Raw genomic sequence first — 15,634 nt, forward strand, 5'->3', positions numbered from 1 at the left:
TTCGCGTCACTTCGACGCCGCAGCCTGCGGCAACCACCGCTGCGTGTCCTGCAACCGGTACTTCCCCGAGTCCGCCGCCAACTGGCGCAGCCAGTTGCCGTGCCCCGCGCCGTAAATCACAAGCACTCGGTCGCCGGGTTCGGTCTTGCGCACGATGTTGTTGAAGATCATCAGGTTGCGGCCGTACCAGAGCATGTCCCAGTTCGCGCCGATGGGATCGTCGGCGGTGCCGTACAAGCCGATGCGGAAATACGCGCGCGCATTCGCCTGGATCCATTCGGGGGAATTCAGGCGCACGAGCATGTCGCCGATCGTGCCGTTGGCCAGCGTGCGCTGGTCTTCGTCGGCCTTCGCCTTGCCGGCGGCCATGTCCGCTGCGCGCTGCGCCTGCTGTCCGTGGCGCTCGATGGCCTGGAGGTAATCGACGCTCGCCTCGTCCTTGATCGGTCCCATGTCGTTCCAGTCGACAGCGATCACACCCGGCAATTTCTGGTCGCACGCGATGCGGAACCCGAGCTGCTCGCTTTCGTCGCGCGTCAGCGGGCGCTTGCCATGGCAGGACGCCGCGAACGCATCGTCGAGCTTCGCCTGGGAGGCGACTTGCGCTTCGACCATGATCTTCGTGGGCTTGAACCGGGCGATCGCTTCGGCGACCTGCGCGATCTCGCGCTGGCGCTTGTCGGCGAGCACGTCGTCGGCGCGCGTGTTGTGCACGTCGCGGCCCGGGTTATCCATGTGGAAGCTGCCGACGAACAGGAAATCGGCGTCGGGTTGCGGATCCGTCGGCGGCGCGGCGGCGGCGGCGCCCGCGGAGGCCAGGGCGGTGGCGATCAGCGACAGGGCAAGGCGGCGGTGCATCGCGGGCATTCGTCGATCTCCTCGGGGGTGTTAACGCGCGAACCCTCCCGCGCGTCATGTAGGCGACAGGATGCGAGGAGACGCGACGATGGCGAAGGTGCGATAGCGATGGGGACTTGCGGCACTTGCCGTGCCGCCGATGGTTTTGGCCGGAGTATTCGGCTACGCCGCCTGGACGGCACAGCGCGCCGACTACGGGTGGCGGCCGTCGCCGCATCGCCCGGCTTACGCGGTGGGTACGGGGCCGACGGTCGCGATCGACCACGGGCACCACAACGCGTCGACCGCGAACTGGTGGGGGCGTTACTGGCCCTTCGGCCGATTGCTGCGCGAGGACGGCTATCGCGTGCGCTACTCCGAAGCCGCGTTCACGCCCGCGATGCTCGGTGCGGCGCAGGTCCTCGTGATCGCCAATGCCTCGGGCGGTGCCAAACCACAGTTCCTGGGCATCAACCTGCCGTGGGGCGGCGGGGCGGATCGCAGCGCGCCCGCCTTCACCGCCGCGGAAATCGCGGCGCTGCGGACCTGGGTCGCGGACGGCGGACGATTGCTGCTCATCGCCGACCACGCGCCGTTCGGTGCAGCGAATGCGGCGCTCGCGTCCGCCTTCGGCGTGCGCATGCATGCCGGGTTCGCGGAGGTGCCGGGCGAGGTGTCGGACCCGTTGCGCTTCACGCGCGGCAACGCGCGGCTCGATGTCGCGCATCCCATCGTGTCCGGCGCCGGCGGTGGCGCACCGGTGGCCTGCGTGCAGACCTTCACCGGCCAGTCGCTCGACGCCCCGGCCGGCGCGGCGAACTTGCTCCGCCTGCCGCGCGGCACAGTGGAAACCATCGACGATCACGGCACACTGCGCGAAACGCCGGCCGGTGCGTCGCAGGGACTGGCGTTCGATTACGGCAAGGGGCGCGTGGTCGTGCTCGGCGAGGCGGCGATGCTCACCGCGCAGGTGGCCGATCGCCAGCCCTTCGGCATGCAGTCGCCCGATTGCGACAACGTCGCCTTCGCGCGCAACGTACTGCGGTGGTTGCGTCCGCAGGATTCCAACGGTCTTGGAACGGGAGAGCGCCATGCGCGGCGATGAACTGGTGATGTTCGCGGTGTTGGTGGTGGGGATCGTGGCGTTGGCGGTGGTGCATCTGGCGCGTCGCCGATTGCAGGCGAAACGGCGGATGAGCCGCGACGCGATGACCTTGCGCCTGGCCGAGCGCTTCGGCGAGGGCGATGCCTTCGTGGCATTCGCACGCTCCCCCGAAGGCCGCGTGCTCATGGAGAACGAGTACGCGCCGGCCGCGATGGCGCATCGCATCCTCGGGTTGCTGCAGTTCGGCATCGTCGCGTGCGCGATCGGCGTGGCCTTCCTCGTCAATGGCGTGGCGCCGCCGGCGGGCGCAGACATCAACCTCGTGCGCGAAGCCGATGAGGCGCGCTGGTGGGGCTGGCTCGCGATCGGGCTCGGCATCGGACTGGTGATCGCGAGCGGCGTGAGTGCAGCCATCGCCCGCAAGTGGCGCGTCCTGGGCGATTGATCGATGCGAGCGGACGGCTTCGCGTCCTTCTACGCGGAACACCACGCCAAGCTGTGGGCGTATCTCGTTCGGATGGGCGCATCGCATGCGCTGGCGTCGGACCTGACGCAGGAGACGTTCGTACGTTGGCTCGAGCGGAACGACGCCGCATTCGAAGGCAATGCCCGCGCGTATCTGTACCGCGTCGCGCTGAATCTGTATTTCGACCACGCGCGACGCGGCAAGCGCGAAGTCGCCTGGGATGCGGTGACGGACGTCGCAGCGGCGACCCCTGGCGATGCGGAGATCCCGCAACACGTCTGGCGGCGCCTCACCACGCGGGAGCGGCAGCTGCTCTGGCTGTCGTACGCCGAAGGATTCACGCACGACGAAATTGCATCGATCACGCACCTGGCCGCAGGCAGCATCCGCGTGCTGCTGTCGCGTGCGCGGGCGCGGTTCAAGACGTTGCAGGAGGAACACGACCATGCATGACGACACGGAATTCCGGGCCATGTTCGAAGCGGACGCGCGCGCGTTGCGCACGTCCGCGCCGACGCCGCCGCCTCCCTGGCGCATCGCACAGGCCGCACGCGCGCGTGCGGCACGGCGTTTGGCGCGGCGAGTGCGCTGGCTCTGGCGCATCGCGACGATCGCGTTCGTCGCTGCCGCCATTCCCGTCGTGCTGCACGATCCGCGCACGCTCCCGGGGCTCGTCGCGCCCCTGTTGCTGGGCGCGCTCGCCTGCTGGCGCGACGAACCAGGCGTCCCCCGCGACGCCTAGAACGCGTGGTCGAACGCCACCTCGCCCTGCACGCCCACCTGGTAGGCCGACACGCGCCGTTCGAAGAAGTTCGTCACTTCCTGCACGTCCTGCAGATCCATGAAGGGGAAGGGATTGCGCGAGCGGAAGCGCGGCGGCAGGCCAAGTTGCGCGAGGCGCTGGTCCGCGCAGTACTGCAGGTATTCGCGCATGTCGCGGATCGACAGGCCGGCCACCCCGCCGGACAGCGTGTCTTCGGCGAAGGCCACTTCGCACTCCACTGCTTCCTCCATCATCGCGACCACTTGCGCGCGAAAGTCGTCGTCGACCAGGTCGGGCTCCTCTTCGCGCGCGGTGCGGAAAACGTCGAACGCGAAGGCCATGTGCCCGCTCTCGTCGCGGAACACCCAGTTGGTGCCCGCCGCCAGGCCGTGCAGCAAGCCGCGCGAGCGCAGGTAGTACACGTACGCGAACGCGCCGAAGAAGAACAGGCCTTCGATGCACCCGGCGAAGCATGCGAGGTTCAGCAGGAACTGGCGCCGTTGCGCGCGCGTCTCGAGCCGCTGGACGTCGCGGATCGACTCCATCCACTTGAAGCAGAACGCCGCCTTGCGCTGGATCGACGGAATATTGTCCACGGCGGCGAAGGCGCGTGCGCGTTCGGCCGGATCCGGCAGATAGGTATCCAGCAACGTAAGGTAGAACTGCACGTGCAGCGCCTCCTCGTACAACTGGCGCGAGAGGAACATGCGCGCCTCGGGTGCGTTGATGTGCTGGTAGAGGTTCAACACCAGGTTGTTGGAGACGATCGAGTCGCCGGTGGCGAAGAAGGCCACGAGGCGTTCGACGAGGTGGCGTTCGGCGGGACCGAACTTGTGGTGCAGGTCATTGAGGTCGAGCGAGAAGTCCACCTCTTCCACCGTCCACGTATTGCGCACCGCATTGCGGTACATCTCGTAGAAGCGCGGGTAGCGCATCGGGCGCAAGGTCAGTTCGAATCCCGGGTCGAGCAGGCGCGCGGTCACTGGCAGGCCTCGCAGGATTCGGGGTTTTCGAGCGAGCAGGCGACCGCCTCCGCCGGCGTCGGCGCGGGGCCGACGGTGGTTTTCTGGATCTTCGTCGCCGGACGCGACCGCAGGTAGTACGTCGTCTTGATGCCCTGCTTCCACGCATGCATGTACATCGACGACAACGCGCCGATCGACGGTTGCTCCATGAAGAGGTTGAGCGACGCCGACTGGTCGATGTACGCCCCGCGCGCGGCCGCCATGTCGATCAGCGCGCGCATCGGCAGTTCCCATGCGGTGCGGTAGATCGTGCGCAGCGGTTCTGGAATCGCCGCGATGCCCTGGATCGAGCCTTCCGCGAGCTTGATCGCGTCGCGCATCTCCGGCGTCCACAGGCCGAGCTTCTTCAACTCTTCGGCCAGGTATTTGTTCACCTGCAGGAAATCGCCCGACAGCGTCTCGCGCTTGAACAGGTTGCTCACCTGCGGCTCGACGCATTCGTAACAGCCGGCAATCGACGCGATGGTGGCCGTCGGCGCAATCGCGACCAACAGCGAGTTGCGCAAGCCGTGGGTCTTGATGCGCTCGCGCAGCGCGTCCCACTTGTCGTTCGCGTCGGGCGTCACGCGCCACGCGTCGAACTGCAGTTCGCCGACCGACGCGCGCGTCTCCGCGAAGGCCGGATGCATCCCCCGCTCCACCGCGAGCTCGCACGAGGTATCGAGGGCGTGGAAGTAGATCGTCTCCGCGATCTGCGTCGACAACGCGCGCGCCGCATCGCCGTCGAACGGCAAACGCAGGGCGAACAGCACATCCTGCAACCCCATGCATCCCAAGCCCACCGGACGCCAGCGCAGGTTGCCGCGACGCGCGGTTTCGATCGGGTAGAAGTTGAGGTCGATCACGCGGTCGAGCTGGCGGACCGCGAGCCGGACGGTCTCGGCGAGCTTGTCGAAATCGAACGCGCCGTCCGCGTCGACGTGGCGCGCCAGGTTGATCGAGCCGAGATTGCACACGGCGGTCTCCTCGGCGGAGGTGACTTCGAGGATCTCGGTGCACAGGTTCGACAGGTGGATGACGTTCTGCGCGCGCAGCGTCTGGTTGCTCGCGCGATTGCACTTGTCCTTGAACGTCATCCAGCCATTGCCTGTCTGCGCCAGCGTGCGCATCATCCGCGCGTACAGCTCGCGTGCGCGAATCGTGCGCGTCGCCTTGCCCTGCGCTTCGGCCTGTTCGTAAGCGCGGTCGAAGGCATCACCGTAGAGGTCCGTGAACTCCGGCACGACGCGCGGATCGAACAGCGACCACTCGGCATCTGCCTCCACGCGGCGCATGAACAAATCCGGCACCCAGTTGGCGATGTTGAGGTTGTGCGTGCGGCGCGCTTCGTCGCCGGTGTTGTCGCGCAGTTCCAGGAATTCCTCGACGTCCGCGTGCCACGGCTCGAGGTACACGCACGCCGCGCCCTTGCGCTTGCCGCCCTGGTTCACCGCGGCGACGGAGGCATCGAGCGTCTTGAGCCACGGCACGATGCCGTTGGAATGCCCGTTGGTCGATTTGATCAGCGAGCCGCGCGAGCGCACGCGCGTGAAGCTCACGCCGATGCCGCCGCTGAATTTCGACAACTGCGCGATGTCGCCGTAGCGCTGGTAGATCGATTCCAGCGAATCCTGCGGGGAGTCCAGCAGGAAGCACGAGGACAGTTGCTCGTGGTTGGTGCCGCTGTTGAACAGCGTCGGCGAGGACGGCAGGTAGTCGAGGTTGCCCATCGCGCGGTACAGCGCGAGCGCGCCGGGCACGTCTTCGCCCAGTGCGCAGGCGATGCGCAGGAAGAACTGCTGCGGGGTTTCGATGGCCTTGCGCGTGCGCGGGTGGCGCAGCAGGTACCGGTCGTACAGCGTGCGCAGGCCGAAGTAGTCGAAGCCCAGGTCGAGGGCGGGGTCGATCGCGTCGTTGAGCTTGCGCGCGTTGGCTTGCACGAAGCCGAGCAGGCGGTCGTTGATCAGGCCGACTTCGTGGCCGCGCGCGATGGATTGCGAGAAGGCATGGATTTCCTGCCCAGCGACTTCCTTCGCGATGACGCCCGAAAGCAGGCGCGCGGCCAGGCGGCCGTATTCGGGTTCTTCCGCGGTGAGCAGCGCGGCGGTGCGGATGGAGAGCTCGTCGAGTTCGCGGGTCGTGGCGCCGTCGTAGAGGCCGGAGATGGTGCGCGTGGCCACGCGCATCGGTTCGACGGCGTGCAATCCGTCGGCCGCGCGCGTCACCGCGCGCACGATCTTGTTGAGGTCGACCGGTTCGGACACTCCGTTGCGCTTGGTGACGCGCATGGTGGTGGCGGTGGGCGGCGGGGTGAGGTCGAACGCGGGCGTGGACGCGGCGCGGTCTGCGAGCGTGTCGTGCGACATGGGTGGCTCCGTGGTGGCGCACCGTCGTCGTCGCTCCCTCGGCGATCGACAGTCGGTCTGGAACCACACGGTGGTCGGGCGGCGTCGCAACACCTAAGACACGCGCGAATCGAAACGCGGCCGGCGATGCGTCACCAGCCATCTCCCCCCGGAGATTCCGCGGCCGGCACCGCGCGGCGTGCATCGCGCGGCTGTCGGCAGGTCTTCGGGCTCGTGGACACGACGCGGGGCGGACCCCGCGTCACCTACTCGTCGCCGCTTCCCGGGGCCACCGCCCCAGTGCGTGCGCGACTTCGTTTCCACCTACCGCTGCGGGGCAGCGCCGGTATTCGACCGGCTTCCCTTTTCATCCGCGAGCCTGCGCCCGCGGAACCGACGACCCCAAGATATCGCGGTTGTGGCCGATGTCAATCCACGATGTTGTGTCGCGCGGTATCACGCCGGCGACCGTTACACTCGGCCTGCCAAGGACAAGGAACCCACTTGGAGCACCTGCACGCCATCGACCTGCGCCTGCTCTTCGGGGCGCTGCTGATCCTGCTGGGCATCGCCTCGTCGCTGCTCGCGCGTCGCTTCGGCGCCCCGTTGCTCCTGGTGTTCCTGCTGCTCGGCGTCGTGCTGGGCGAAGACGGGCCGGGCGGCATCAAGTATTCGGACCTGGGCTTCACCTATTTCGTCGGCGCGCTGGCGCTGGCCGTGATCCTGTTCGACGGCGGGTTGCGCACGCGCGCAGCGCAAGTGCGCGGTGCGGTGCTGCCATCGGTGGTGCTCGCGACCGCGGGGGTGGTGATCACCGCCTCGCTCACGGCCGTCGCGGCGGTATACCTGCTGGCGCTGCCGTGGCTCGAAGCCTCGCTGCTCGGCGTCGTGGTCTCCTCGACCGACGCGGCCGCCGTGTTCTTCCTCCTGCGCGCGGGCGGCCTGCATCTCGAACGCCGCGTCAACGCCACGCTCGAAGTCGAATCGGGCAGCAACGATCCGATGGCGATCTTCCTCACGCTCGCGATGACGACATGGATCGCCGGCACCGGCACGCACGATCCGTGGATGCTCGCGCTGCAGCTGGGATGGGCGATCGGCGCGGGCCTCGTCGCCGGCTACCTCGGCGGGCGGTTGATGGTGTGGACGCTCAACACGTTCGAACTCCCGCCCGGCCTGCATCCGTGGCTCGCGCTCTCCGGCGCCGTCGCGCTGTTCTCGATCACCAACCTCGTCGGCGGCAGCGGCTACCTCGCGGTGTACCTGGCGGGCATCGTCGTCGCGAACCGGCCGATGCGCGCCCGCAACGAAGTGCTGTCCGTGCAGGACGCGGCGACGTGGTTCGCGCAGCTGGTGATGTTCCTGCTGCTCGGCCTGCTGGTCACGCCGCACAACCTGCTGAAGTTGCTGTGGCCCGCGCTCGGCGTCGCGGCGTTCCTGATGTTCGTCGCACGTCCCGCGGCGGTGATCGCGTGCCTCGCGCCGTTCGGCTATCGCCGGCAGGAGATCGGCTTCATCGCGTGGACGGGCCTGCGCGGCGCGGTCGGCATCTTCCTCGCATCGATCCCGCTGCTCGCCGGATTGCCCAACGCGACCGTCTACTTCAACGTGGCCTTCGTCGTCGTGTTCGTGTCGCTCGTCGTGCAAGGGTGGTCGCTGGCGCGCGCGGCGCACATGTTCGAAGTCGCGGTGCCGCGTGCGGATCCGAATACGCGCCGCATCCAGCTCGACCTCCCCGGCCAGCTCGAATACGACATGGTCGGCTATCGCATCGCGCCGGGGAGCGCGTTGCTGCGCGGCAGTACCCTGCCCGGCCGCGTGCGGCTGGCGATGGTGTGCCGCGAGGGTCGCGTGCTGTTGCCCGAGGACGCCGGTGCGCTCATCGCCAACGACTACGCGTACGTGCTCGCGCCCACCGGACAGGCGCCACGCCTGGACTGGTTGTTCGCCGAAGGCAGCGATGCGCAATCGGCCGAACGCGATCTGTTCGGCAGCTTCACCTTGCCCGGCGACGTGCCGCTCGGCGAAATCGCGTCGTTCTACGGCCTGCAGATTCCGGCGCGGTTCAACGATGCGACGGCTGCGCAGTTGTTCGACGAACGCTTCGACGAACAACCGCAGGTCGGCGACCGCCTCGCGCTCGGCAAGGCGGTGCTGGTGGTGCGTAGCGTGAAGGACGAGCGCGTCGCGCAGGTCGGCCTGAAGTTCACCGGCGTCGGCGAGCGCCTACTCGGCGGGCGGTGACTTGCGCGGCCAGGCCTTGCGGTTCGGGTCGAATTCCGACGTCACCATTTCGCCCCCGCGCAGCCCGAAGCCGCACACCGCGAGCGGGCCTTCGATGTAATGCGTCAGTCCGAAGGCTTTCTCGATGTCCACTTCGTTGATCGCCGCGGTGATGTAGGCGCCCAGGCCGAGGTCGATCGCGCTGAGGAACAGGGTCTGCGACAGGTGGCCGATGTCGAGGATCGTCACCCGGTAGGCCTTCGGGTGGTTGCGGTATTTCCAGAAGTTGCGCTGGAAGCGCGGCGCGAGCACGGCGAGCACGTGCGCGTCGGCGAACCATTGCTGGCCGCCGACCGCGAAGAACGCGAGCTTCTCCAGGTCGTCGACGGGCGGCAGCGGTTGCAGTGCGTGGTCGCCCGGCCGGTAGTGATAGAGGCCCGCGTCGATGCCTTCGACGTTGCGCACGATCAGGTACGCCTCCGTCGGATGCATCGCGCCGCCCGACGGGCTGGTGCGCTTGATGACCTCGAAATCCTCCGCGGCCTCGACCTGCCCGCGCGCGCCGAACACGCGTTCGAGCACGTTGGCGAACTGCGCGCGCGGCAATGCGCGCGTGGTGTCGAAGTTGCGGCAGGTGCTGCGCAGGTCGAGGAGTTCGTCGAAATCGGTGCGCGGTGCGCGTTCGAGCGCGATGCGCGTGTCGGGCTCACCACGATCATGGAACGTCGGCGGCGGAATGCCGTACGCATTGCGCAGGCCCAACGGCGAATACAGGCCGGCCTCCTGCACCTCCGCCGCCGCGTCGACGCCGGACCAGCGCGATGCCGCGTGCATCACCGACGACAAGCCGAACCACTGTTGCGCGCGATGGGTCTCGTCGGCCGCGCGATGGGCGGCGTGCCGGGTGTCGTCAGAGACGATCAGTCCCGCGGCGAGCAGGCCTTCGATCCGCTGCGTGCCGTGCGCGTCGATCAGCGCTTGCGCATCGACCCACGCAGTCGCGCCGAGCCCGCCCACGATGGCCGCGGCCTCCGCGTCGATCTCGATGCTCTGCGACAGATGCGGCGCGTGCGCATGCCAATGCACGTCGTTGACCACGCCCGTGCCGCCGCCCAGCAGATCGTCGAGCTCGAACCGCGCGACCTCCCGCGGCTCCAGCCACACCACCCCGCAACGCCTCACCTGCATGCCGCTCGTCCCCCGATCCGATGCGCGACCTTAGATTTGCGGTCGTGGTCGTCGCAAGACCTTGTGACGGCCGTCGAACAACGGTAGCGTCGCGTCCCGGGGGTTTTCCACACACAACCAAGGGGAAGAACGATGGCAATGAAGAAGGGCGGGCCGACCGAAGAGCTCGATCCGAAGGTCGTCCGCACGTTGCTCGACCGCCTGTCGACCGACGACGACTTCCGCGAACTGTTCCAGAACGATGCACACGCCGCGCTCGTCGAGGCGGGCTGGAAGGCGCCGGCATCGGCCGCGGCCAGCCTGGCGCCCGTCGACCAAGCGAAGCTCTCCGGCGGCAGCTGCCTGATGAAGTCCGGTGCGACGCTCGCCTCGAAGGAAGACATCGCCGCCGCGCGTCCGCAGTTGGAGCGCACGCTGGCCGCGATCATCAACTTCGACGCACCGCGCGCGCTCTACAACGACTGATCGGTCGCGCGTTCGAATACAGGGGCGGGGTCAGCGCGACCCCGCCCCTTTCGTTTTGCCCAGCGCACGCGTGAGCGCGTCGGTGCGGTTCGCGATGGCCGGCGGCAGGGCCGCGCGGGGCCACGCCGTCTCGAATCGTTGCAACGACTTGGCCGCCTCCACGCTGTTGCCGGCGGCCTGCGACATCTCGGCCATGTCCAGCAGCGCCAGCGTGCTGTCGGCCACGTTGAGCATGGACGGCAGGTAATCCAGGCCCATCTCGACGTACGCACGGCCGCGGTGCGTCGCGATCCACAGCGCCTGGTCGCGCGCGGTGGCGGTGTCTTTCGCCGCGCGCGCGGCGCGCAGGAGCGCGGCGTGGACCGGGAAGGTCGCCTCGCCGCGCGTGGCGAGCGGCTTCAGCCGGACGACCGCGAGCGCGGGCTTGCCCGCGAGGCGGTCGCGTTCGGCCAGCAGCACTTCGCGCATGTCGGTGAGCGGCGGATAGCCGGCGATGCCGGCGCCGTCGACCTGCGCCAACGCACGGTTGAGGACGGTGGCCGAGTCGATGCGCGAGGCGAGATAGCCCACGTGCAGCGCGAGCAATTGATCGTAGTTGGCGTAGGCCGCCTGCAGCGCCGGTGCGTTTTCGCGGATGTCGGCCAGGTGCGCGAGCAGGCGGGCTTCCAACGCATCGCGTTTGGCGCCTTCGGTGATCGCATCGAGCGCATCGTTGCGCAGGGATGCGGCGCGTCCGGCGACCAGCGGTTCGGCTTTTTCCGCGAGCGTGCGGGCTTCCTGCGCGGAGGCCACCGCCGTTTTCCAATCGCCGCGGTCGATCGCGAACAGCATGTGGTGGTACGGGCGCGCGACGTCGTCGGTGGCGATGCCGCTGCCCTTGCGTTGCGCGAGCATCGTATCGACCGTCTTCCACTGCCGCAGCGCGGCGAAGGGATAGAGCTGGTCGTACATGCGCGTGCGGAACGCCGGATTGTTGTTCTCGGCGTCCTTGAACGCGCGCTGCGCCTCCTGGTAATGCTCCAGGCCGAGTTGCAGCATGCCCATCAGGTAGATCGCGTGCGCGCGGCGCTCGTACTGCGGCACCGCCGCGGCTTTCGCCGGCGCGATGCTCGCCGCGAACTGATTCGCGTAGAACAGGCCGCCCTGCGCCAGGCCGAACTGCGCCAGGTGCGCATCCGGGTAGGTCTCGATCATCTGCCGCCAGCGTTGCAGTTGCAGCTCGACCGGGCCGAACATCGCCAGGTTCGCGTCGAGGATGTATTTCTCGCGGGCACTGAGGTGGTTGCGCAACGCGCTTGCGCGTTCCACCGCGCGGCGCGAGGCCGGCAAGTCGCCGAACTTGCCGTGCATCTGGCCGATCGCAAGCCATCCGAGCGCGAAGTCCGGATCCAGTTCCACCGCGCGCGTGTAGAACGCGAGCGCGTCGCGGTCGTTGCCCTTCGCGCGGTTGCGGTTGCCGAGCGCGTAGGCCTTGAGCGCGTCGAGGTTGGGCGTGCTCACTTCGGGCAGCGGCGCGGAAGTCTGTTCGATCGAGGCCACGGCTTCGCCGAGCTTCTCGCGCAGTTCGGCGGTCACCTTGTCGATGGATTCCAGCGTCGACTTCGCGCCCACGCCATCGAAGGACTCGGCGTACACCGTCGTTTGCGTGTGCGGATCGATGACCTCGGCGCTCACGCGCACGCGGCCGCCGACTTCGGCCACCGTCGGCAGGATCACCGCGCGCGCGCCGTCGCGGATCGCGATTTCGCTGGCGGTCGCGCGGTCGAGCGTGGTCGCCGGCCCGCGCTTCATCAGGGTCAGCGTGTCGCGCACCTTCAGGTCGCTCAGCACGTTGACGTAGCGCGACTGCTCCAGGCTGATGCGGAAGGCCTGTTCCAGCGATTCGTCGAGCACCGGTTGGCCGGTGAGGTTGCGCAGATCCCCGACGACGACCCAGTCGCGTTCGTTGAACGCGATCGCGGGCGTCGGGCGCGTGAGGAACCACGCGCCGGTGGCCAGGCCTGCGACGAGGAACAGTTCCGCGGCCAATGCGTTGGGGCGGCGCCACATCGGAATGTCGCGCCACGCCTTGCCGCCGTTCTGCTTCGGCGCACGCAGCGGTGCGTAGCCCGGTTCGCCGACTTCGAAGATTTCCTGCCCGTCGGGCACGCCCTTGAAACGCCAGCGGCCGTGCGATTTCCAGATCAGGTGTTCGCTGCGTTCGCCCAGTTCGCGCGCGGCGCGGCGCGCGAGCGGTTCGGCGGTCGCGGACAACAGGATCTGCCCGGGGCGCGCGAGCGTCATCAGGCGACCGGCGAGCGGCTTGGCGAGGCCTTCGACTTCCAGCGGCTTTGCGCCGGCCTGCACCGCCGCTTCGCTGTTCTGCCACGTCAGCACTTCGCCGACGTGCAACCCGGCGCGCGCCTGCAGCACGAGCTTGCGGTCGCGCACCTCGGGGCGGTCGCCGAGTTCGCGCAAACCACGCGTGTAATCGAGCGCGAACCCCAGGCCGTCGACCGGACGTTCGAACAGCAACAACAAGCCGTCGCTGCGATCGATCAGGCGGCCGCGCCAGCGTTGCTGCAATTCGAGGACCAGTCGGTCGTGCGCGCGGAACAACTCCGCCGCCGGCGCATCGCCGAGGCGTTCGACGAGCAGCGTCGAGTCGCACAGGTCCGTCAACAGCAGGGTGCGCACCTGCGGGCTGCTCGCCGGGTCGAAGCCGGCCTGCGCGAAGTCATTCATCACGATCCTTGCGTCCTTCGCGGCCTAGGCCGGCGCGAGTGCGTCGTCCTGCCATTCCACGCGGTTGCCGCCCAGGCGCTTGGCGCGATAGAGGGCCGCATCGGCCAGGGCATACCAGTCGTCCCATTCGGTGTCGGGGCTGACCAGGCATGCGCCCACGCTGAGCGTGGCGATCTGCGGCGGCGACGGCTGCATTTCGTGCAATGCATGCGCGGTGGTCGTGATGAACTCGGCCACGCGCATGACGTCGTCGCGATGCTCGCCCTTGATCATCAGGCAGAACTCGTCGCCGCCCAGGCGGCAGGCGATGTCGTCGGGGCCAGCGGCCGAGCGCAGGATGTTGGCCACGCCCTGCAGCACGCGGTCGCCCACGAGGTGCCCGTGATCGTCGTTGATGTTCTTGAAACGGTCGCAGTCGATCAGCAGCAGGCCGCGGCCCGGCTGTTCGTCGGTGCGGCGGCGTTGCTGCAGGTGCAGGTGGAAGCCGCGGCGGTTCGCAAGGCCGGTGAGTTCATCCGTTCGGGTGAGCTCCTCGGTCTGCGTGAGGCGATGCGTGGTCGCGCGCAGCGTGTCGAGTGCGGTCTGCAGGTCGAGGTTGCGGCGGCGCAGGCGGCCGATGAGGCTTTGTTCGTTCAGCACCACGCGCATGATGGCGCGGCGCAGGAAGTGGGCGAGCAGGCGCGGGTCGCGCTCGACCAGCGTTTCGAATTCCTGCTGGCGCAATTCGACCAGCATGCCGGGGCTGGACACGGTCGCATCCGCGCTGCGTGCGTGATCGCCGATCAGCAGCCCGAGTTCGCCGAAGAACTCACGCGCGCCCAAACGTTTCGCCACCAGGTCGTCGCCGAAATCCAGATCGACCGAACCCTGCGCGATCACGTACATGGTGGTGCCGAGATCGCCGCGGCGGAACAACTTCTCGCCCGGCTCGACGCGACGCTGCTGCCCGATCTGCGCGAACAGCGCGTACTCCTCCGCAGTCAACGACGCGGCGGGTTCGAGTATCTCGATGTCGGCTCGGCGCCTCCGCGGCGCGCGGTCGCGATTCACACTACGATCCCCCGACGTGACCGGCGGCCGAGGATACCACCTGAAAGAGTTCATTCTGGAAGGTACGGATTGCGGCGGCCCACCCGGCCGCCGCCAACCCCGTTCACCCCGCGACGGTCACTAGCGGGTCAGCTTTTTGTGCGGTCCGTCACGCTGCGGCGGCGGGACTCACCGGGTGGAACTGTTCTTCCTCCGTCGAACCCTTCAGCGCGACGGTCGAGCTCTGCGCGCCCTGGATGGTTTGCGTGACCGCGTCGAAGTAGCCGGTGCCGACCTCACGTTGGTGTTTGACCGCCGTGAAGCCCTTGTCCGCGGCGGCGAACTCGGCCTGCTGCAACTCGACGAACGCACTCATCTGCCGGCGCGCATAGCCGTGCGCCAGGTTGAACATCGAGTAGTTCAGGGCATGGAAGCCGGCGAGCGTGATGAACTGGAACTTGTAGCCGTAGGACGCCAGTTCCTTCTGGAATTTCGCGATCGTCGCGTCGTCCAGGTGCTGCTTCCAGTTGAACGACGGCGAGCAGTTGTAGGCGAGCAGCTTGCCGGGGAATTTCGCATGGATCGCTTCGGCGAAGGCCTTGGCGAAGGCCAGGTCCGGCTTGCCGGTCTCGCACCACACCAGGTCCGCGTACGGCGCATAGGCCAGGCCGCGCGAGACGGCCTGGTCCAGGCCCTTGCGTGTCTTGTAGAAGCCTTCGACCGTGCGCTCGCCGGTGACGAAATCGCGATCGTTGTCGTCGACGTCGCTGGTGAGCAGGTCGGCGGCTTCGGCGTCGGTGCGCGCCACGACCAGCGTGGGCACGCCCAGCACGTCGCTGGCCAGGCGCGCGGCGACGAGCTTTTCCACCGCTTCGCGCGTGGGCACCAGCACCTTGCCGCCCATGTGGCCGCACTTCTTGACCGAGGCGAGCTGGTCTTCGAAATGCACGGCGGCCGCGCCGGCCTCGATCATCGCTTTCATCAACTCGAAGGCGTTGAGCACACCGCCGAACCCGGCTTCGGCGTCGGCGACGATGGGCTGCAGGAAGTCGATGGAATCATCGCCTTCGGCGTGGTGGAGCTGGTCGGCGCGCAGCAGCGTGTTGTTGATGCGCTTGACCACCTGCGGCACGGAGTTGGCCGGATACAGCGACTGGTCGGGATACATCTCGCCGGCGAGGTTCGCGTCCGCGGCGACCTGCCAACCGGAGAGGTAGATCGCCTTCAGGCCGGCCTTGACCTGCTGCATCGCCTGGTTGCCGGTGAGCGCGCCGAGCGCGTTGACGAAATCCTCGGTCTGCAGGTAGCGCCACAACTTCTCGGCGCCGAGCTTGGCGAGCGAGTGTTCGATCGGCACCGTGCCGCGCAGGCGCACGACGTCCTCGGCGGAGTAAGGGCGTTCGACACCTTCCCAGCGCGGGTTGTTGATCCAGTCAATGCGCAGCTGTTCGGCAGTCGGAAGCGTGTTCGTCTTCATCGTGGTGC

Annotated in this window: 13 protein-coding genes and 1 riboswitch; of the genes, 6 read left to right on the plus strand and 7 right to left on the minus strand. The window is 68.1% G+C overall.

Features of this window, described 5'->3' with window-relative positions; all coding sequences use genetic code 11:
* Positions 1-6: 6 nt before the first annotated feature.
* Entirely contained in the window at positions 7-867 is an 861-nt protein-coding gene (locus LF41_RS03630) for a DUF5694 domain-containing protein (RefSeq protein WP_036166040.1), read from the minus strand.
* Between the two features lie 130 nt (positions 868-997).
* Here LF41_RS03630 and LF41_RS03635 point away from each other — a divergent pair, with 130 nt between their 5' ends.
* The 4 genes from LF41_RS03635 to LF41_RS03650 are packed head-to-tail and all read left to right on the plus strand — an operon-like array spanning position 998 to position 3,150.
* A complete protein-coding gene (locus LF41_RS03635) occupies positions 998-1,942 on the plus strand; it encodes a DUF4350 domain-containing protein (RefSeq protein WP_052116103.1) in 945 nt (314 codons plus the stop codon).
* Complete coding sequence (locus LF41_RS03640; protein ID WP_036166045.1) at positions 1,929-2,387, plus strand: hypothetical protein; 459 nt, start codon at positions 1,929-1,931, stop codon at positions 2,385-2,387. Before LF41_RS03635 ends, LF41_RS03640 begins: the two co-directional genes overlap by 14 nt.
* 3 nt (positions 2,388-2,390) lie before the next feature.
* Entirely contained in the window at positions 2,391-2,861 is a 471-nt protein-coding gene (locus tag LF41_RS03645) for an RNA polymerase sigma factor (protein WP_036166048.1), read from the plus strand.
* Positions 2,854-3,150: a hypothetical protein gene (locus tag LF41_RS03650; RefSeq protein WP_036166051.1), complete on the plus strand. Its 297-nt coding sequence runs from the start codon at positions 2,854-2,856 to the stop codon at positions 3,148-3,150. The genes LF41_RS03645 and LF41_RS03650 overlap by 8 nt, the downstream gene beginning before the upstream one ends.
* On the opposite strand, the gene LF41_RS03655 is transcribed toward LF41_RS03650, so the two are convergent.
* Positions 3,147-4,106, minus strand: coding sequence for a ribonucleotide-diphosphate reductase subunit beta (locus LF41_RS03655; RefSeq protein ID WP_084073336.1), 960 nt, complete (start codon positions 4,104-4,106; stop codon positions 3,147-3,149). The two genes, LF41_RS03650 and LF41_RS03655, sit on opposite strands and share 4 nt — an antisense overlap.
* Before the next feature lie 44 nt (positions 4,107-4,150).
* Positions 4,151-6,541 carry a ribonucleoside-diphosphate reductase subunit alpha gene (locus tag LF41_RS03660; protein ID WP_036166054.1) on the minus strand — a complete coding sequence of 797 codons (2,391 nt, stop codon included), beginning with the start codon at positions 6,539-6,541 and terminating at the stop codon, positions 4,151-4,153.
* 179 nt (positions 6,542-6,720) lie between these two features.
* Positions 6,721-6,933: riboswitch (cobalamin riboswitch) on the minus strand.
* A 91-nt stretch (positions 6,934-7,024) separates the two neighbouring features.
* Between LF41_RS03660 and LF41_RS03665 the strand changes: the two genes are divergently transcribed.
* Positions 7,025-8,764, plus strand: coding sequence for a potassium/proton antiporter (locus tag LF41_RS03665; protein ID WP_052116104.1), 1,740 nt, complete (start codon positions 7,025-7,027; stop codon positions 8,762-8,764).
* Here the strand turns inward: LF41_RS03665 and LF41_RS03670 are convergent.
* Positions 8,747-9,931, minus strand: a complete 1,185-nt coding sequence (locus LF41_RS03670) for a putative peptide maturation dehydrogenase (protein ID WP_036166058.1) — start codon at positions 9,929-9,931, stop codon at positions 8,747-8,749. The genes LF41_RS03665 and LF41_RS03670 overlap by 18 nt on opposite strands.
* Positions 9,932-10,063: 132 nt before the next feature.
* Between LF41_RS03670 and LF41_RS03675 the strand changes: the two genes are divergently transcribed.
* Positions 10,064-10,396, plus strand: coding sequence for an NHLP-related RiPP peptide (locus LF41_RS03675; RefSeq protein ID WP_084073315.1), 333 nt, complete (start codon positions 10,064-10,066; stop codon positions 10,394-10,396).
* 30 nt (positions 10,397-10,426) lie between these two features.
* Here LF41_RS03675 and LF41_RS03680 read toward each other — a convergent pair whose 3' ends face one another.
* The 3 genes from LF41_RS03680 to aceA form a co-directional block, all read right to left on the minus strand.
* A complete protein-coding gene (locus tag LF41_RS03680; protein WP_036166064.1) occupies positions 10,427-13,120 on the minus strand; it encodes a putative peptide modification system cyclase in 2,694 nt (897 codons plus the stop codon).
* A gap of 24 nt (positions 13,121-13,144) precedes the next feature.
* Positions 13,145-14,170, minus strand: a complete 1,026-nt coding sequence (locus LF41_RS03685; RefSeq protein WP_036166067.1) for a GGDEF domain-containing protein — start codon at positions 14,168-14,170, stop codon at positions 13,145-13,147.
* 148 nt (positions 14,171-14,318) lie between these two features.
* Positions 14,319-15,626 carry an isocitrate lyase gene (aceA, locus tag LF41_RS03690; protein WP_036166072.1) on the minus strand — a complete coding sequence of 436 codons (1,308 nt, stop codon included), beginning with the start codon at positions 15,624-15,626 and terminating at the stop codon, positions 14,319-14,321.
* Between the last annotated feature and the right edge of the window lie 8 nt (positions 15,627-15,634).

Source organism: Lysobacter dokdonensis DS-58 (genome assembly GCF_000770795.1).
Lineage (GTDB): Bacteria > Pseudomonadota > Gammaproteobacteria > Xanthomonadales > Xanthomonadaceae > Noviluteimonas > Noviluteimonas dokdonensis.